Origin of the sequence: Microbacterium sp. dk485 (assembly GCF_004570445.1) — a bacterium.
Classification (GTDB): Bacteria; Actinomycetota; Actinomycetes; order Actinomycetales; family Microbacteriaceae; genus Microbacterium; species Microbacterium wangchenii.
Genome location: NZ_SPQW01000002.1, coordinates 416543 through 433901, shown reverse-complemented (window position 1 = coordinate 433901; position 17359 = coordinate 416543). Strand labels below are relative to the sequence as shown.

Annotated in this window: 17 protein-coding genes and 1 tRNA gene; 11 read left to right on the top strand and 7 right to left on the bottom strand. The window is 70.6% G+C overall.

What is annotated here, in order from left to right; genetic code table 11:
- Positions 1 to 25: 25 nt before the first annotated feature.
- Positions 26 to 1708 (top strand): catalase, encoded by a 1683-nt coding sequence (locus E4V99_RS12770; protein WP_135067254.1) that lies wholly within the window; start codon positions 26 to 28, stop codon positions 1706 to 1708.
- Positions 1709 to 1772: 64 nt separating this feature from the next.
- On the opposite strand, the gene E4V99_RS12765 is transcribed toward E4V99_RS12770, so the two are convergent.
- The gene (locus E4V99_RS12765) at positions 1773 to 2084 is read right to left on the bottom strand and encodes a DUF6506 family protein (protein WP_135067256.1); all 312 of its coding nucleotides are present in this window, start codon (positions 2082 to 2084) and stop codon (positions 1773 to 1775) included.
- Positions 2085 to 2352: 268 nt separating this feature from the next.
- On the opposite strand from E4V99_RS12765, the gene E4V99_RS12760 reads away from it, so the two are divergent.
- The 3 genes from E4V99_RS12760 to E4V99_RS12750 are packed head-to-tail and all read left to right on the top strand — an operon-like array spanning position 2353 to position 6793.
- Positions 2353 to 4074, top strand: coding sequence for a cellulose synthase catalytic subunit (locus E4V99_RS12760; RefSeq protein ID WP_135067258.1), 1722 nt, complete (start codon positions 2353 to 2355; stop codon positions 4072 to 4074).
- Complete coding sequence (locus tag E4V99_RS12755) at positions 4071 to 4802, top strand: HlyD family efflux transporter periplasmic adaptor subunit (protein ID WP_135067260.1); 732 nt, start codon at positions 4071 to 4073, stop codon at positions 4800 to 4802. The genes E4V99_RS12760 and E4V99_RS12755 overlap by 4 nt, the downstream gene beginning before the upstream one ends.
- Positions 4799 to 6793 carry a glycosyl hydrolase gene (locus E4V99_RS12750; protein WP_135117498.1) on the top strand — a complete coding sequence of 665 codons (1995 nt, stop codon included), beginning with the start codon at positions 4799 to 4801 and terminating at the stop codon, positions 6791 to 6793. The genes E4V99_RS12755 and E4V99_RS12750 overlap by 4 nt, the downstream gene beginning before the upstream one ends.
- A gap of 78 nt (positions 6794 to 6871) precedes the next feature.
- On the opposite strand, the gene E4V99_RS12745 is transcribed toward E4V99_RS12750, so the two are convergent.
- Positions 6872 to 6944 (bottom strand) — tRNA-Lys (locus tag E4V99_RS12745).
- A gap of 104 nt (positions 6945 to 7048) precedes the next feature.
- Between E4V99_RS12745 and hisN the strand changes: the two genes are divergently transcribed.
- The 5 genes from hisN (at position 7049) to E4V99_RS12720 (ending at position 11680) form a co-directional block, all read left to right on the top strand.
- On the top strand, positions 7049 to 7894 hold the full coding sequence (gene hisN / locus E4V99_RS12740; protein WP_240742662.1) for a histidinol-phosphatase: 846 nt from the start codon (positions 7049 to 7051) through the stop codon (positions 7892 to 7894).
- Complete coding sequence (locus tag E4V99_RS12735) at positions 7891 to 8466, top strand: hypothetical protein (RefSeq protein WP_135067264.1); 576 nt, start codon at positions 7891 to 7893, stop codon at positions 8464 to 8466. Before hisN ends, E4V99_RS12735 begins: the two co-directional genes overlap by 4 nt.
- Positions 8467 to 8926: 460 nt before the next feature.
- A complete protein-coding gene (locus E4V99_RS12730; RefSeq protein ID WP_135117497.1) occupies positions 8927 to 9604 on the top strand; it encodes a response regulator transcription factor in 678 nt (225 codons plus the stop codon).
- Between the two features lie 4 nt (positions 9605 to 9608).
- Positions 9609 to 10901: a HAMP domain-containing sensor histidine kinase gene (locus E4V99_RS12725; protein ID WP_135117496.1), complete on the top strand. Its 1293-nt coding sequence runs from the start codon at positions 9609 to 9611 to the stop codon at positions 10899 to 10901.
- A gap of 56 nt (positions 10902 to 10957) precedes the next feature.
- Positions 10958 to 11680: a hypothetical protein gene (locus E4V99_RS12720; RefSeq protein WP_245233182.1), complete on the top strand. Its 723-nt coding sequence runs from the start codon at positions 10958 to 10960 to the stop codon at positions 11678 to 11680.
- Between the two features lie 6 nt (positions 11681 to 11686).
- Here E4V99_RS12720 and E4V99_RS12715 read toward each other — a convergent pair whose 3' ends face one another.
- Complete coding sequence (locus tag E4V99_RS12715; RefSeq protein ID WP_167758128.1) at positions 11687 to 12469, bottom strand: alpha/beta hydrolase; 783 nt, start codon at positions 12467 to 12469, stop codon at positions 11687 to 11689.
- 2 nt (positions 12470 to 12471) lie between these two features.
- Positions 12472 to 13176, bottom strand: a complete 705-nt coding sequence (locus tag E4V99_RS12710) for a TetR-like C-terminal domain-containing protein (protein WP_135117494.1) — start codon at positions 13174 to 13176, stop codon at positions 12472 to 12474.
- Positions 13177 to 13290: 114 nt separating this feature from the next.
- On the opposite strand from E4V99_RS12710, the gene E4V99_RS12705 reads away from it, so the two are divergent.
- The gene (locus E4V99_RS12705; protein ID WP_135117493.1) at positions 13291 to 14769 is read left to right on the top strand and encodes an MFS transporter; all 1479 of its coding nucleotides are present in this window, start codon (positions 13291 to 13293) and stop codon (positions 14767 to 14769) included.
- 12 nt (positions 14770 to 14781) lie between these two features.
- The gene (locus E4V99_RS12700; protein WP_135117492.1) at positions 14782 to 15351 is read left to right on the top strand and encodes a ribonuclease H; all 570 of its coding nucleotides are present in this window, start codon (positions 14782 to 14784) and stop codon (positions 15349 to 15351) included.
- A gap of 1 nt (position 15352) precedes the next feature.
- On the opposite strand, the gene E4V99_RS12695 is transcribed toward E4V99_RS12700, so the two are convergent.
- The 3 genes from E4V99_RS12695 to E4V99_RS12685 are packed head-to-tail and all read right to left on the bottom strand — an operon-like array spanning position 15353 to position 17352.
- The gene (locus tag E4V99_RS12695; protein WP_135117491.1) at positions 15353 to 15607 is read right to left on the bottom strand and encodes a hypothetical protein; all 255 of its coding nucleotides are present in this window, start codon (positions 15605 to 15607) and stop codon (positions 15353 to 15355) included.
- A gap of 54 nt (positions 15608 to 15661) precedes the next feature.
- Positions 15662 to 15880 (bottom strand): hypothetical protein, encoded by a 219-nt coding sequence (locus E4V99_RS12690; RefSeq protein WP_135117490.1) that lies wholly within the window; start codon positions 15878 to 15880, stop codon positions 15662 to 15664.
- Positions 15874 to 17352, bottom strand: a complete 1479-nt coding sequence (locus E4V99_RS12685; protein WP_135117489.1) for an SDR family NAD(P)-dependent oxidoreductase — start codon at positions 17350 to 17352, stop codon at positions 15874 to 15876. The genes E4V99_RS12690 and E4V99_RS12685 overlap by 7 nt, the downstream gene beginning before the upstream one ends.
- Positions 17353 to 17359 lie beyond the last annotated feature (7 nt).

The following is a 17359-nucleotide window of genomic DNA, read 5'->3' as shown; positions in this document are numbered from 1 at the left end:
GAAGGGAATCAACGAGAGGACAGCCATGAGCGATGTCGCGAACGAACCCCCCGCCCCCAGCGAGGAGGACCGCCCCGTCCTGACCAACCGTCAGGGGCACCCGGTCTACGACAACCAGAACTCCCGTACGGTCGGCGACCGTGGCCCCGCCACCCTCGAGAACTACCAGTTCCTGGAGAAGATCAGCCACTTCGACCGCGAGCGCATCCCCGAGCGGGTCGTGCACGCGCGCGGCGCCGTCGCGTTCGGTCACTTCGAGGCGACCGGCAAGTGGGGCGATGAGCCGATCGAGAAGTACACGCGCGCGAAGCTCTTCAACACCCCCGGCAAGAAGACCGACCTGGCGATCCGCCTGTCCAGCGTGATCGGCGGCCGGGACTCGTCCGAGGCGGCCCGCGATCCGCGCGGCTTCGCCGTGAAGTTCTACACCGAGGACGGCAACTGGGACCTCGTCGGCAACAACCTGGCGGTGTTCTTCATCCGGGACGCCATCAAGTTCCCCGACGTGATCCACTCCCTGAAGCCGGATCCCGTGACCTTCCGCCAGGAACCGGCGCGCATCTTCGACTTCATGTCGCAGACCCCCGAGTCGATGCACATGCTGGTGAACCTCTTCAGCCCGCGCGGCATCCCGGCCAACTACCGCACGATGCAGGGGTTCGGCGTGAACACCTACAAGTGGGTGAACGCCGACGGCGAGACGGTGCTGGTGAAGTACCACTGGCTGCCGCGCGCGGGGGTGAAGAGCCTCACGGAGGAGGACGCCGCCAACATCCAGGCCACCGACCTCGGGCACGCCTCGAAGGATCTGTACGAGGCCATCGAGTCCGGCGACTACCCGCAGTGGGACCTCTACGTGCAGATGATGAGCGACGACGACCACCCCGAACTGGACTTCGACCCGCTCGATGACACCAAGGTGTGGCCGGAGAACGAGTTCGAACCCAAGCTGGTGGGCACCATGACGCTCACCGCCAACGTCACCGACCATCACAACCAGAACGAGCAGATCGCGTTCGGCACCGGGGTGCTCGTGGACGGCCTGGACTTCTCCGACGACAAGATGCTGGTCGGCCGCACGTTCTCGTACTCGGACACGCAGCGGTACCGCGTGGGCCCGAACTACCTGCAGCTGCCGGTGAACAGCCCCAAGAACGCCCGCGTGTCCACCAACCAGCGTGGCGGGCAGATGTCGTACGGCGTAGACCTCGGCGAAGGTCAGAACCCCCACGTCAACTATGAGCCGTCGACCATGGGCGGGCTCCGGGAAGCCGAGTATCCCACGAAGGACGAGCAGGGACCGGTCATCAGCGGCCGCCTCACGCGGGCGCGCATCCCACGGACCAACGACTACACGCAGGCAGGCCAGCGCTATCAGCTGATGGAGCAGTGGGAGAAGGACGACCTGGTGCGGAACTTCGTCACGCTGATCGGGGAGGCCACCGAGCAGGTCCAGCAGCGGATGGTGTGGCACTTACTCATGGCCGACGACGAACTCGGCCTGCGCGTGGGCGAAGGACTGGGCATCACCGTCGACGAGGTGAAGGACCTGCCGCCCCTGCAGTCCCAGACGCTCAGCGACGACGAACTGCAGCGCCTGGCGAACCTGGGGAAGAACGGCCCACGCGATGTCGCGGGCCTGAAGATGACGCACGTCGTGCCGAACGAGCGCGTCGTGGTCGAGCGGGGCGGCCCCGCGGCGGCGTGAGCGCCCTTCGGAGCACCTCCGCGTAGTGGTGCGATGCCCCGGGACCGGAAGACGGTCCCGGGGCCTAGCGCTCTTCGCCGAACAGCTTCGCCAGGAGCGGTACCGATTCCATGCCGTAGGTGACTCCGCCGACGGGGACGCGGCCATCCACGGCGGCCGCGACCTCGGCCACCACCTCCGTTCCGAAGCCACCGCAGAGCTCGATCGACTGCGCTCCGTCATCGACGAGCTCGACCGCGACGGCCACGGCGGCAGCGGGATCCGGGACGGCGACGATCGTCGTCTTCAGTCCACCCCGATCGATCACCGCGCGGTCCTGCGCAGGATCCTCCTCACCCACCCCCAGGTAGATGAATCCCCACTGGTGAAAGCTCATGTCGACCTCCCTTGAACGGATGGATTCACCAACGCCTCGCCGGGGAGGACGATTCCTTCGCGCTGCCGAGAGCGGAACGCATCCGCGCCGCCAACCGCTCAGGCGATCGTCATCCAGCGTTCACACGCGGGGAACACGATCGTCGCGGGTTGGGGCGCAGCATGGAGTCACCGTTCCGGGCTCTGGGGGCTCGGTATCCGGGTAGGGCTCTCTGCGTGCCGACGGCGCTGCGGATGGGAGCACCGCCGTCCATCGGGAGGGGAACCCCATGGCACGCATTCCATCCGCACACCATCACCGCCGCCACGGCCATGCCCAGCGCGAGCAGCCGGAGAAGGGCGGGGAGCCGACGCCCGTCATGATCCTGCTGGTCGTGGTGGCGACCATCGGGGTCCTGGCGTACACGGGGTTCCTGCTCGCCCCGGGCAGCCGCGGCGATCTGCTTCCGTACGTCATGATCATCGCCGCGGAGTCCGTCCTGGTCGTCCAGGCGCTGCTGTCGATGTGGACGATCCTCTCCAGCGGCCGCAACCCGCGCGACTATGCCGCGCACGACGCCGCCGCGCGCCTCCTGCCGCGCCTGGCCCGCGGCGACGACCGCATCCACCTGCGTGGCCGCCCGATCGTGATCGATGTGCTCGTGACGGTGTACGGCGAAGAGCTCGACACGGTCCGCCGCACGGTCACGGCCGCCGTGGGGATGCGGGGGGCGCACCGCACGTGGGTCCTCGACGACGGCCGATCCGACGACGTGCGGACCCTGGCCGAGACCGCCGGCGCGCGTTACGTGCGCCGGCTCAGCTCCCACGGCGCCAAGGCCGGGAACATCAACCACGCCCTGACGCTGGCCAAAGGCGACTTCTTCGCCATCTTCGACGCCGATTTCGTGCCGGTGCCGACGTTCCTGCTGCAGACGATGCCGCTGTTCGTGCACGACGACGTCGCGTTCGTCCAGACCCCGCAGGTGTACGGCAACCTGCACACGGTCGTCGCGCGCGGAGCCGCGTACATGCAGACGGTCTTCTACCGGTTCGTCCAGCCCGGTCGCAACCGCTTCAACGCGGCGATCTGCGTGGGGACGAACGTGGTCTTCCGCCGGACGGCGATCGACGAGGTCGGGGGGATGTACACCGACTCGAAATCCGAAGATGTGTGGACCTCGCTCCTCCTGCATGAGCGGGGCTGGCGTTCGGTGTTCCTCCCCGACGCGCTCGCGGTCGGGGAGGCACCCGAGACCATCGAGGCGTACAGCAAGCAGCAGCTGCGCTGGGCGACCGGGGGCTTCGAGATCCTCCTGCGCCACAATCCACTGAGCCTGCGACGCCGCCTGACGATGGATCAGCGCATCCAGTACCTGGTGACAGCCACCTTCTACCTCACCGGCATCTGTCCGCTCCTGCTCCTGCTCGTGCCGCCGCTGGAGATCTACTTCGACCTGCGTCCGATGACGCTGGAGACCACCGTCCTCACGTGGGCGCTGTACTACGGCGGCTTCTACGCCATGCAGATCCTGCTCGCCTGGTTCGCGGTCGGATCGTTCCGGTGGGAGACGCTGACCCTGGCGACGGTCTCGTTCCCGATCTACGCCAAAGCCCTGTGGAACGTGCTGCTGGGGCGTGACATCGGATGGCACGTCACCGGTTCCGCGTCGCGCCGCTCACCCTTCAACTTCGTCATCCCGCAGACCCTGTTCTTCGTCTTCCTCGCGCTGACGACCCTCGTGGCCGGCTGGCGTGACGTCGACAACGGCGCGCTCACCCTCGCGACCGCCTGGAACGCCACCAACACCGTGATCCTCGGCGCGTTCCTGGTGACGGCGCTTCGCGAAGCGCGCGCCATGGCACGACCGCAGGAACGCCCCGCACCCTCCGCAGCGCCGGTCGTGACCGCCCCGCTGACGGTGGTCGCACGGCCGCTCCCCCTCGCCGCCCGCCCGGCGGAGCCCGCCGCCGACGAACCGGCCCTCGTCCCGGCGGGAGGTGCCCGATGACGTGGGCGAACCGGCTGAAGATGACCGCCGGCCTCCTCATCGTCCTCGTCCTCGTGGCCGCCTTCACGGTCGTGTTCAACCAACGGCAGCAGCGGGTCCTCTCCACGAGCGCCGCGATCGTCGCGGAGAGCTACCCGGTCGGCACCGATTACGGCGGCATCGTCACCCGGCAGTACGTCGAGGTCGGTGATGAGGTGGCCGTGGGCGATCCGCTCTTCGACGTACGGAGCCTGCACCTGCAGCGCGACATCGCCACGGGCCAGGTCGCGGATCCGGCCCTCGCCGCGGGCGTCTCGGCGGACGGCACGTCCACCATCGCCGCGACGGTGGACGGCACGGTGCGGGAGATCGCCGTGCCGCAGGGAGGCTTCGCTCAGGCAGGGGGCATGCTCGCGACCGTCGATGAGAATTCCTCGCTGTTCGTGGAGGCGGAGTTCCAGCTCTCCGCACGCGACTATGCGCGCATCGCCGAGGGGAACGACGTCGAGCTGCTGCTGCCCAATCAGGCGCTGCTGGAGGGTGCGGTCGTCGGCATCGACGTGACCACCGTCGAGGGGCAGGCGCTGTCCACCGTGCGGATCGAGAGCCGAGACCTGTCGGACAAGAGCGCCACAGGGATGTTCCAGGCCGGGACTCCCGTGCAGGCGACCCTGCAGCTGCGCCAGGACGGGCCTCTGGCCGGGGTGGGCGACGCCGTGCGCGACCTCCTGCGGAAGGTCGGCCTGTGACCGCCCGCCGCCTCCCGGCGGCGCTGGCGATCGCCGCGGTTCTCGTCTTCAGCGGATGCACCGCCACGACGCCCGCGGACCAGGCGGCGCCCACCGGCACGGCCGAGCCGTCGACGTCCATCGCCGCCCTGCCGGTGGAGAGCGTGGCCGACATCGGCGAGGCCCGCCTCGCGGAAGATCTCATCCCCCCGACCAACCGCTGGTACTCCGGACTGGTCTTCGGCGCACAACCGCAGCCGGTCTATCCCTTCCCCCTCGCCTTCGCCGCCGATGACGACGCGTTCACCGTCGACCTGCCGGCCGTGACCGCGACGGAGAAGACCATCGCCGCCTCCTTCGGCGCAGGACTGCGCATCGGGCTGGACGCCGACCGTTTCGCGGCGGTGCGGGCCGATCCGGTGTCGGTCACCCTGCGCTGGTGGAGCGGCGACGACCCGATCGGCGACGTCACCATCGCCGAGGGATCCCCCGTCGTGGGCTTCACCGCTGCGCGCGAGAGCACGCTGGTCCCCGCCGCGCCGCTGCGCTCCGCGGGAGATGACGTGTGGACGGCGACGGCGGACGACACCGCCTTCGGCGTCGTCGCGCGGGGTGCTCGCTGGGACGGGAAGGCCCTGACCGTGCCGGAGGGCGGTCACGCCCAATGGTTCGCGATTCCGGAGGACTCCGACGTGAGCGCGTGGGCCGAGGCTCTGGATGCGCCCGTCGACGGGGTGCACGTCGAAACCGGCGCCGCGAGTGCGTCCACGCGCCTGACCTACACCGGGACGGACAGCACCGTGCTCGTGCCGTTCCCCACTCAGGCCGGCGCGGGCTCGGACTGCGATCTGGGCACCTTCGCCACCGCCTACGGCGAGGCCGACGCGTGTCGCGGCACGGAGCTCGCGTGGACCGTGCCCGAGACCTCGCCCCGCGCGGCGTTCGACCTCGGCGCGATCGACGATGAGACCCGCGCCGCCATCGCGGCTCAGGCCGCCGCGGATCTGGATGCCACGCCTCCCCTCCCCGCCGACACCTACTACGGGGGGAAGGCTCTCGCCCGGCTCGCCGCACTCCTCACCCTGGCCCGTGACCTGGGCGACACGGCGCTGGCCGATCGCGCCGCCGTGAGGTTGTGGACGGAGCTGGCACCGTGGGCCGAGGCGGACGGATGCCGCGAGCGGGACAGCCGCTGCTTCGTGTACGACGACGCCCTGCGGACCGTCGTCGGCAAGACGCCGACCTTCGGGTCGGAGGAGGGCAACGACCACCACTTCCACTACGGCTACTTCCTGACCGCCGCCGCCGCCCTGGTCGCCGCGCAGCCCGAGAAGGCCGACGCGCTGGCCACCGTGATGGACATCCTCGCCGCCGACATCGCCGCCGGCGCCGCCGAGGAGGCGCTGCCGCGCCTGCGCGTGTTCGATCCGTACCGCGGCCACTCGTGGGCGTCTGGACTTTCCCCCTTCGCGGACGGCAACAACCAGGAATCCAGCTCGGAAGCCGTCGCGGCGTGGAACGGCCTGGCACTGTGGGCCGAGATCCGCGGCGACGACGGACTGGCCCACACCGCCCGATGGCTGCTGTCGGCGGAAGTGGCCGCAGCCCGCGCCCTCTGGCTCGAGCCCGACTCCGACACCCTGGCCGAGGGGTTCGATCATCCCGTCGTTTCGCTGACGTGGGGCGGCAAGCGCGACTACGCCACGTGGTTCAGTCCCGAGCCGTCGGCGATCCTCGGCATCCAGGTGCTTCCGCTGACCCCCGTGGCCCTCGACTACCTGGCGCAGGACCCGGGCCGCGTCGCCCGCAACGTCGCCGACGCCGGCCCGCAGGCGTTCAGCGGACCGCTGGGCGAGTACGTCCTGATGTATTCGGCGCTGGGCGGCGCCGCCCCGCATGCCGCCGCGACGGAGGCCCTGGCGGCGCTGCCCGCCGACGGCCTGGACGACGGAAACTCCAAGGCCGTGATGATGGCCTGGCTCGCCGCGATCGAGGCCTCACCTGGGCGTTGAGTGCGCGCATCCGCGGCCTCCGGCGAGAACCCGGAAACGAAAAAGCCCCGGAAACTGGCGAGAGTTTCCGGGGCTTCGTGCACCCCCAGGGACTTGAACCCTGAACCCACTGATTAAGAGTCAGTTGCTCTGCCGATTGAGCTAGAGGTGCAGGTCGCCGGTGCCGTTTCCGGCGGGGCGAACCGAGGGATCACATTACCATCCTGATCCGCCCCGCCGCGAATCGAGCAGGCCCGGCGCCTGTAGCCTGGACGCGTGTGCCCTGCCGCCGACGCGCTGCCTTCCCCGACCGGTCCGTATGCCGACGATCTCGTTCTCGCGCTGCGACTGGCCGATGCGGCGGACGCCGTCACGATGGCACGCTTCGATGCCGGCGATCTGGACGTGACCGCGAAGGCGGACGCGTCCTATGTCACGGAGGCGGATCTGGCCGCCGAGCGGGAGATCCGCGCGATCCTCGACGCCGAGCGTCCTGACGACGGTGTCCTGGGGGAAGAGTACGGATCCCGCGGATCCGCTGCGCGGCGCTGGATCATCGACCCCATCGACGGTACGCACAACTATCTGCGCGGCATCCCGGTGTGGGCGACGCTCATCGCGCTCACTGTCGACGGAGCTCCGGTGGTCGGGGTCGTGAGCCAGCCGGCCATCGGGCGCCGGTGGTGGGCCGCGGCATCCGCCGGCGCGTGGACCACCGCATCCGATGGCGGCGTGCGTCGCATCCACGTCTCGGACGTGTCGTCGCTCGAGCAGGCCAGCGTCAGCTTCCAGAGCATCGCGCAATGGACCGACGCGGGGCACCGGTCGGCGCTGCTGGAACTCTCGCGCAACGTGTGGCGCGACCGCGGCTACGGCGACGCCCTCCCCTACATGTGGCTCGCCGAAGGCCGGCTGGAGATGGTCGCCGAGTTCGACGTGAAGGAATACGACATCGCCGCGCTCGCGCCCATCGTGACGGAGGCCGGCGGCCGGTTCACCGCCTACGACGGCTCCGATTCGCTCACCGCCGGCTCGTCACTCGCCACGAACGGCGTCCTGCACTCCGCCTTCCTCGACCTGCTCCACGCCACCGATGCCCGCGACGTGAAAGAGCTCGCATGAGAATCCCCCGCCTCGTGACCTCGCTCGCGATCGCCGTCCCTCTCGTCCTGCTCGCGGGCTGCGCGAACGAGACCACGCCGGAGACGACCCCGACGACGCCGGCTCCCCCGACCGCCGTGCCCACCTCCCCCGCACCCACGCCTTCGGGCGACGGGTCCGGAACCGATCCCTCCGAGCCGACGTGCGAGACGATCGTGCCCGCGGGTGTCGTCGACGAGTTCCAGAAGGTCGGATGGAGCGCGCAGCCGCAGCCCTTCCGCATCGGCGGCATCGAGATCCCCGGCGGGATCCAGTGCACGTGGGGCGACTATTCCGTCGCCACCGACCACGTGCAGATCTTCGGCTGGGCTCCCATCGAGGACGCGCAGATCGAGCGCGCCCAGTCCGAGCTCATCGGGTCGGGTTGGCGGCGCGAGGAGGGCGAGGACGGGTTCTACGTCACCGAGAGCGCCGACACCGTCATCGCCCCCGACGAGAACGGGTACGGCTTCACCTACTTCTTCAGCGACACCTGGGTGACGATGGCCGACACCAAGCAGGGCCTCGTGCTCGTGGAGTGGCCCCCGCGCTGACGCTGCAGGCGGTCGGGCCCGCCGAGGCGCGCCGACGCGGCGGCCTCGTCTGCCCGTCCGGCCTCGTCGGCCCGAACTCCTCAAGACCGGCCGGTTCGTCCTCGTCGGCCCGAACTCCTCAAGACCGGGCCTCGCGCGGCCGCATCCACCCGATTTCGGCGCATCTGCGCCCGGATTTGAGGAGTTCGGAACAGGCCGCTTGAGCCATCGGCAAGCGGGAGGGCCCGTGCAAGTAGGCGGGCGGTTCGTCGTCGGCTGCCCGGAATGGCCATCCCACCGCCTTCCGTTCCACCGCCACCCCACCCGAACTCCGCAAAACCGGAGCATCCACCGCCCAATCCGCCCGGTTTCGTCGCATCGGCGCCCGGATTTGAGGAGTTCGGGATCGACACCCCGGAGAGCGACACGCGTCGGGCCGCTTCAGGCGCGCTTCAGCTTCGGACGGCCAGACTGGGGAGCGATGCGGATTCTGGTGGTGGACGACGAGGTGCGCCTCGCCGACGGCGTCAGGCGGGGCCTGGAAGCCGAAGGCTTCGCCGTGGATGTGGCGCACAACGGCGTCGACGGACTGTGGCGGGCGCGCGAGACCCCGTACGACGCCATTGTCCTGGACCTCATGATGCCCGGCATGAGCGGATGGAAGGTCTGCGAAGCGCTGCGCGCCGAGGAGAACTGGACGCCCGTGCTCATGCTCACGGCCAAGGACGGCGAGTGGGATCAGGTAGAAGCGCTGGAGACAGGGGCGGATGACTACGTCACCAAGCCGTTCTCGTTCGCGGTGCTCGTGGCCCGACTTCGCGCGCTCATCCGCCGCGGTGGCGTGGAACGGCCCGTGGTCCTCGAAGCCGGTGACCTCCGTGCGGACCCGGGAGCGCGACGGGTGTGGCGGGGCGAGACGGCGGTGTCGCTCACCGCCCGGGAGTTCGCGGTGCTGGAGTACCTGCTCCGCCGCCGAGGTCAGGTCGTCTCCAAACGCGACCTCATCGCCGGCGTGTGGGACGACGACTTCGACGGCGACCCGAACATCGTCGAGGTGTACGTCGGTCACCTGCGACGAAAGCTCGACCGGCCCTTCGGTCGGGAGGCCATCGAGACGGTGCGCGGCGCCGGTTACCGGCTGGCGGCCGACGGTGGCTAGGCGGATGCTGCGGTCGGTACGCGCCCGCACGACCGCCGGCGCGACCGCCGTCGTGGCGGCGGCACTGGTCATCGGCGCATTCGCCTTCTTCGGCGTGCTGACGGCGATCGTGTTCGAATCCGCCGAGCGCGCCGCCGAGAACCGGGCGGAGGAACTGGCCGCGCGGATCGATGACGACTCCCCCCGGTTCATCTCCACCCTCGACGAGGAGGTCGTCCAGGTCCTCGACGCGAACGGCGATGTCATCGCGTCCGGCGGCGACGCCGGCTCCGAGCCCCTGCCCACGGGCAAAGCCCCCGGTGTCGTGCGCGTCGACGGGGAGCCGGTGTTCCTGGTCACCGAGGACCTCCCCGGCGGACGCGTCCTGGCCCTCGGCGTCTCCGTGGAGGACGAGACCGAGACCCTGGGCACCGTCGCACTGCTCCTGACCGCGGCCGTGCCGGTACTCGTCGCCCTGGTGGCTGCCACGACGTGGATCGTCGTGGGTCGCGCGCTCCGGCCGGTGGAACGCATCCGCGCGGATGTCGACGGGATCACCGCGGAGCACCTCGAGCGCCGTGTGCCCGTTCCCGACTCCCAGGATGAGATCGCCCATCTCGCGATGACGATGAACGGGATGCTGGACCGCCTGGACGCGAGCGCGCAGGCCCAGCGCCGGTTCGTCTCGGATGCCTCGCACGAACTCCGCTCGCCCCTGGCCACCATCCGCCAGCACGCAGAGATCGCGCAGACCCACCCGGACACCACGTCGGTGGGCGAGCTCGCCGAACTCGTGCACGAGGAGGGGCTCCGGATGCAGGGGCTGGTCGACGCCCTCCTCCTCCTCACCCGGCTCGACGAGGGAGCGGCGCCGCCGCACGAGACCGTCGACCTGGACGACCTCGTGCTCACCGAGGTGCGTCGGCTGCGGCAGTCCGGACGAACGGTCGACGGGTCGGGTATCGGCGCGGCCCGCGTCGCGGGAGATCCGAGGCTTCTCGGCCAGCTCGTGCGCAACCTCGCCGACAACGCCGCCCGCCATGCCCGCAACCGGACCGCGTTCACCGTGGGCGAGCACGCGGGCACGGTCGTGCTCGAGGTCGAGGACGACGGCTCGGGCATCCCCGAAGCCGAACGCGACCGCGTCTTCGAGCGGTTCGTGCGGCTCGACGAGGCCCGGGCACGCGACGCCGGCGGCAGTGGCCTGGGCCTGGCGATCGTGCGCGCGATCGCCGCCGCGTCCGGAGGCAGCGTGACCGTGGCGGAGTCGCGATGGGGCGGCGCGCGATTCGTGGTGCGCCTCCCCGCCGCGCCCTGAAAGCCCCTTCAGGAAGCTTCAGGAGCGCTTCAGCGGCTTCCCGGCACCATCGGATCATGACCGATCCCACCGCCCCAGACAATTCCACGCCCGACACGCCCGACTCCCCCGCAGCCCCGACCGACTCCCCCGCAGTCGCGGCCGAGCCCGCGCCGGCATCGGCATCGGCACCGGCGAAGCGCTCCCGCACACGGCGGTTCCTCGTCGCGGGAGCCGCCGTTCTGGCTGCCGCCGTCCTGGCCGGGGGTGGCATCGCCATCGGTGCGGCGATCGCCGACGAGGACGACGACGACGACCGTCAGACGAGCATGACCACGGACGCACCGAACGAGGACGATGAGGATGCGGCCGCCGACCTCGGCGACGCCGGCACCTCGTCCGCCGACGAACTGATGGAGATCATCGACGCGGCGGCCGCGGAGGCCGAGGGCGAGCCCGTCGCCATCGACGCCGAGCGTGACGGCGCGTGGGACGTCCAGTTCCGCACCGAGGCCGGCGAAGAGACGGAGGTGCGCGTGGCCGCCGACGGCACGGCGACGGTCATCTCGACCGAGGCCGCCGACGCCGACGACGCCGCGCCGACAGGGTCCCTGGACGCCGACACGGTCGAGGCCCTGGTCTCGGCCGCTCTCGCCGAGGTCGACGGCCGCGTCATCGACCTCGAGATCGACGACGACACCACCTCGCCCTACAGTGTCACCGTCGTGGCGCAGGACGGCCGCGCGGTCGACATCGCGCTGGACGCCGAGATGATCGTCGTCACCACCGACCGCGACTGAGCGGACTCACTCCGTCAGGCGCAGGATGCGGGCCGCCATCGCATCGGGATCCCACCCGTGATGGCGGCCCGCGATGCGTTCGGCCGCGCCCCCGGTCGCCGAGGCGATGGCGTGCGCGGCGTCGTGCATGAAGGGCTGGGCGTCGTCGGCGGTCAGGGCCAGCACCGGGACGCGGATCGGGGCGAGCAGCTGCGTCAGCGGTGCCGACTCCAGCCATGCCAGTGCCTCGGCGTCCGCCTCGAACGACGGGGCCATGTCCAGGAGCGACGCCCAGCCGGGGCCGGCCTTCGCCTGCTCCAGCCACTGCGGCGGCATGTCCTTCATGTAGTACTCCACGATGGCCGCCGCATCCCCCGCGCGGACGCGCTGCCGGATGCCGTCGAGGAAGCCCGCCGCTTCCCCGGTCCCGTCGAAGGGCAGTTCGAACAGCACCACTCCGCGCACGGCCTCGTTCCGGGCCGCGGCGGCCAGTGCGATCGCGCCGCCGGAGGACCATCCCACGACGATGGCCGGTCCGCTCTCGCGCAGGAGCGCGTCGATCGCCGCCAGCTCCCGTGCCAGCGTGATGGGAGGCGCCGCGGGACTGTCGCCGCGGCCGACCCGGTCGTGCACGACGGCGGTGCGGCCGGCGTCGGCCAGGACGCGGAGGGTGGCGGGCGTGATCGGATCGGTCGCGCGGGTCTGCCCCGCGGGCTGCACGAACAGCACCGACGGGCCCTGCCCGATCCGGTCGTACACGACGTGGTCGCCCTCGACGGTCTCCGCGAGCCCGGTGATGACATCCGACATGGTCATATCCTTCCGATTGATTTCACCTCGCCCGCTCCGGTGGGACGGGACTCCGGCGGCGTCGCCGGTGAGGGCGCGCCGCGCACGCCCTCGATCGCCGCGTCGACAACGGCGCCGGCGAGCGCGTCCACGACGGCCGGCGGCTGCCACTGCAGGGGTCCGTGCACGGCGATGTCGGCGAAGCCGTGCACCGCCGACCAGCACGCCCACTCCGCATGCGGGCGGCGCTCGGGGGCGAGGGCGCCGGCGGCGACCATCGCATCCAGCGCGTCCAGCAGGAGCCGGAACGGCTCGACGACCTCATCGTCGAGGGTGACGATGGCGTCGCTGGGCGTCTGATCGTGCACGGTGAACGCGAGCTCGAACCATCCGCGTTCCCGTCGTGCGAAGTCGATGTAGCCGAGGCCGAGGAGGCGCAGCCGTTCCACGGAGGCGTCGTGCGCGGACAGTCCGGCCGACGCCGTCTCCAGGCGATCCGAGATCGCCTGCGCGAGCGCGAGCTGCGCCTGCGCTGCGGCAGCACGCACGAGCTCACCCCGATCGGCGAAGTGCCGATAGGCGGCGTTGGGTGAGACGCCGACCGCGCGCGTCACCTCACGCAGCGTGACCGCGTCGGGGCCTCCCGTCCGTGCCGCGCGGAATCCCTCCTCGATCAGCGCGCGTCGGAGGTCACCGTGATGATAGGCCCGCGTCTTGCCACTGGTCATTGCATAGCCCCACCCCGGTGTGTACCGTATGACCACCGAATGTGTACGGCGTCCACATTGAGCCTACTCCCCCTCCTCCTTTTCAGCACACCCCGCGCGGAAGGATCCCCGCACATGACCGAACCCGTCGCCACGACGAGACGACCCGACGAAGCGCAGTTCACCCCCGGGCCGCGGACGGTGCGCGCGTTCGGGCACGTGCTCGCCAACACCGCGGTGGCCAACGTCACCTCCAGCTATCTGTGGTGGGCGCTGACCTTCTGGGCGTACTTGGAGACCCGCTCAGTGCTGGCGACCGCGATCATCGGCGGCTCCTACATGCTCCTGGTCGCCGCCCTCGGCGTCGTGTTCGGGGTGATCGTCGACCGGCTGAAGAAGAAGGCCGTCATGGTCCTCTCCAGCCTCGTGACGCTCACGACCTACCTCCTCGCCGGCGCGCTGTATCTGTCGTTCCCCGAGAGCGTGCTGGTGAATTGGGGCGGGCCGTGGTTCTGGGTGTTCGCGGGCGTGATCCTGGTGGGTGGCGTCGTGGAGAACATGCGCAACATCGCTCTGTCCACGACCGTGACACTGCTCGTGCCCGCCGATCGCCGCGATCGGGCCAACGGCCTGGTGGGCGCGGTGCAGGGCATCGCGTTCATGGTGACGAGCGTCTTCTCCGGCCTGTCCATCGGCCTCCTCGGAATGGGGTGGACCGTCGTCATCGCGATCGTGGCCACCGGTGCTGCTCTCATCCATCTGCTGTTCGTCCCGATCCCCGAGCGCGGCGTGGCACACGTCGAGGGCGAAGCGGCGAAGAGCATCGGCTTCCGCGGGGTCATCCCTGCCGTCGTGGCCGTCCCCGGCCTCCTCGCCCTCATCCTGTTCTCGACGTTCAACAACCTCGTCGGCGGGGTGTTCATGGCCCTCATGGACCCGTACGGACTCACGCTGTTCTCCGTCGAGATGTGGGGCATCGTGCTGGGCGTCACGAGCATCGGGTTCATCCTCGGGGGCGGCCTGGTGGCGAAGTTCGGCCTCGGGAAGAACCCCGTGCGCACCCTGCTGCTCGTGAACGTGGGAATCGCGCTGCTGGGGATGACCTTCGCGATCCGCGAGTGGTGGTGGCTCTACGCACTCGGCGTGCTCGTGTTCATGTGCCTCATGCCGATCGCCGAGGCGGCGGAGCAGACCATCGTGCAGCGCGTGGTGCCCTTCGAGAAGCAGGGACGGGTGTTCGGATTCGCCGCCAGCATGGAATCGGCCGCGGCGCCGGTGTCGTCGTTCCTCGTCGGACCCCTCGCGCAGTTCTGGCTCATCCCGTTCATGAACTCCCAGCCGGGGCGTGACTCGTTCGGGTGGCTCCTGGGTCCGGGCGAAGCGCGCGGCATCGCGCTCGCCTTCGTCGGGGCGAGCCTGGTCCTCCTGGTGGTCGTGCTCCTCGCGTTCGTCTCGCCTCCCTACCGCCGGCTGTCCGCGGCGTACGAGGCGGCTCCGCCGCCACTTGCCGCCGACGCGGCCGAGCCACCGTCCGGAGTCCGGTCAGATCCGGCCGCGCACGCCGGGGCGAGCGCTCACGCCGCGTCGGCGGGAGGAGCGACTGAGCCGGCGTGAAAGGATCGGTGGGTGGTCGACAGCTCCTCCCCCGCCTCATCCGAATACATCGTCGCAACCGACGGCGCCTGCAAAGGAAACCCCGGACCTGCGGGGTGGGCGTGGGTCGGGATGGACGGCGAATGGGCGGCCGGATCGGTGCCGGAGGGCACGAACAACATCGGTGAGCTGCTGGCTCTCCTCCGCGCGCTGCAGCACCATGCGGATGTGCCGCACCTGCGGGTGCAGGCCGACTCCAAGTACGCGATTGACACGTACTCGTCGTGGATGGACGGCCACCGCCGCCGCGGGTGGAAGACGTCGACCGGCGCGCCGACGAAGAACCGCGACATCCTCGAACTGCTGATCGTTGCCCGCGATGCGCGCAAGGCCGCCGGGCTCCCGCCGGTGACGCTCGAGCACGTGCGCGGCCACGCCGGCCACGTGCTGAACTCGTGGGCCGACAACCGCGCCGTCCGCGCCTCGCACCATGCCGCATCCGGCCTCACGCGAGAGTGGTCGACGCGCACCGGTCAGGAGCGCATCGACGTCGCGGCGCTGCCGCCCAGATCCGCGGAGGACAAGCCGGCCAAGCGCCGCTGAGTCACCGGTACGGGTTGACGGCATCCTCTCCGGATGCCGCGTGTCCGCGGTCCCACGCGTCGCCGCGCGCCTCGAGGTCGCGCGAGAGCGCATCCGCGTCGAGGATGCGCCGCGCCAGTCGCACCCAGTCGCCCCAGGATGCCGCGACCGTGGGTTCACCCTCCCCGCCGGCGTGCACGTTCCATCGCTCCGGTGCCTCGGAGGGGCTCATCGAGAGGGTGCCCGCGTTGATCGGGCGCCTGCGCGGATCGGACATCCTCTCACCCTAGTGACGCCGCCGGCGTCTCCCCCGGCGGCAGCAAGAAGCGGACTACCGCGGGTTCCGGCGTGTGCGGGGCTCCGGCGCGGGAGGCACGGGCTTGGCGGCGACGATGTCACGCACGGCGATGCGCTCGACCCCTCTTTTGCCGTCGACGACGACCGTCTCCGCATCCGCGCTGAGGAGTTCGCCGAGCGCATCCGTCGCCTGCCCCGAGGGCAGGAGGTACCGCACGACCACGCGGGCACCGACGGCGGGCGGGTTCACCATGCGCCGGGGGCGTAGTCCTTGAGGAAGACGCCGAAGAGGTCTTCACCCGCCTCGCCCCGCACGATGGGGTCGTACACGCGCGCCGCGCCGTCGACGAGGTCCAGGGGCGCATGGAACCCCTCCTCCGCGAGACGCACCTTCGTGGGGTGGGGGCGCTCGTCGGTGATCCACCCGGTGTCGACGCTGGTCATGAGGATGCCGTCGGTCTCGAACATCTCCCGGGCACTCGTTCGCGTGAGCATGTTCACCGCCGCCTTGGCCATGTTGGTGTGCGGATGCCCCGGACCCTTGTAGCCGCGGCCGAACACGCCTTCCATCGCGCTGACGTTCACGACGTAGGTGCGTCGCGCGCTGCTGGCTGCGAGCGAGGGCCGGAGCTTGGACACCAGCAGGAACGGTGCGGTGGTGTTCGCCAGCTGAACCTCGAGCATCTCGAGGGGGTCGACCTGGCCCACGCGCTGCGTCCAGGAGTTCACGTCGTCGAGGTCGGGGACGAGCCCGCCGGCATCGATCGCAGTTCCCGCGGCGAGCCGCTCGAGCGAGCTCGAGCCCGCCGCCATCGCCTGCTCGGTCAGTTCGTCCGCACGAGCGGCCGCGGCGGCGAGAATCGGATGCCCGGCGACGGAGCGCTCGAGCGCCTGCGGGTGCCGGTCGTTGGTGTGACCGAAGGTCAGCAGCTCCGGGAGCGGCCCGTCCGGCAGCGGCGCGAGCTCCGCGTCGACCAGCGGCTGGTACGCGCCGGGCGAGCGCCGCACCGTCTGGGTCGCGTTGTTGATCAGGATGTCGAGACTGCCGGCGGATGCCACGTCATCGGCGAGTCCGATGACCTGAGCCGGATCGCGCAGATCGATTCCCACGATCTTGAGCCGATCGATCCACTCCGGCGCATCCGGAAGGCTGCTGAAGCGGCGCACCGCGTCGCGCGGGAACCGGGTCGTGATGGTGGTGTGCGCGCCGTCGCGCAGCAGGCGCAGCGCGATGTACATGCCGATCTTCGCCCGGCCGCCGGTCAGCAGAGCCCGTTTGCCGGTGAGGTCGGTACGCGCGTCGCGCTTGGCGTGGCTCAGCGCCGCGCACGAGGGGCACAGCTGGTGATAGAACGCGTCGACCACGGTGTAGGGCTGTTTGCAGATGTAGCAGCCGCGCGCCTTCTTCAGGGTGCCCGCGGTGGGCGCGGTGGTGGCGGTGCTGATCGGGATGCCTCGCGTCTCGTCGTCGATGCGGTCGGGGGCGCCCGTGGCGGTGGCGGCGACGACCTCGCGGTCGGCGGTGGCGATCGCCTCCCGGATCTCCCGGCGGCGGACCTTCTTGACGGCCTTGAACATCCGCGCCGTCGCGCGCCGGACGGCGACGAAGTCGGGGTGGGTCTCATCGAGCCCGGCCATCCCATCCAGGACGCGGAGCGTGACCTCAAGATCCACCGGATCGATTCCGCTCGGGGACAGGGCAGCGGCAGGGGTCTCGGGAAGCACACACGAT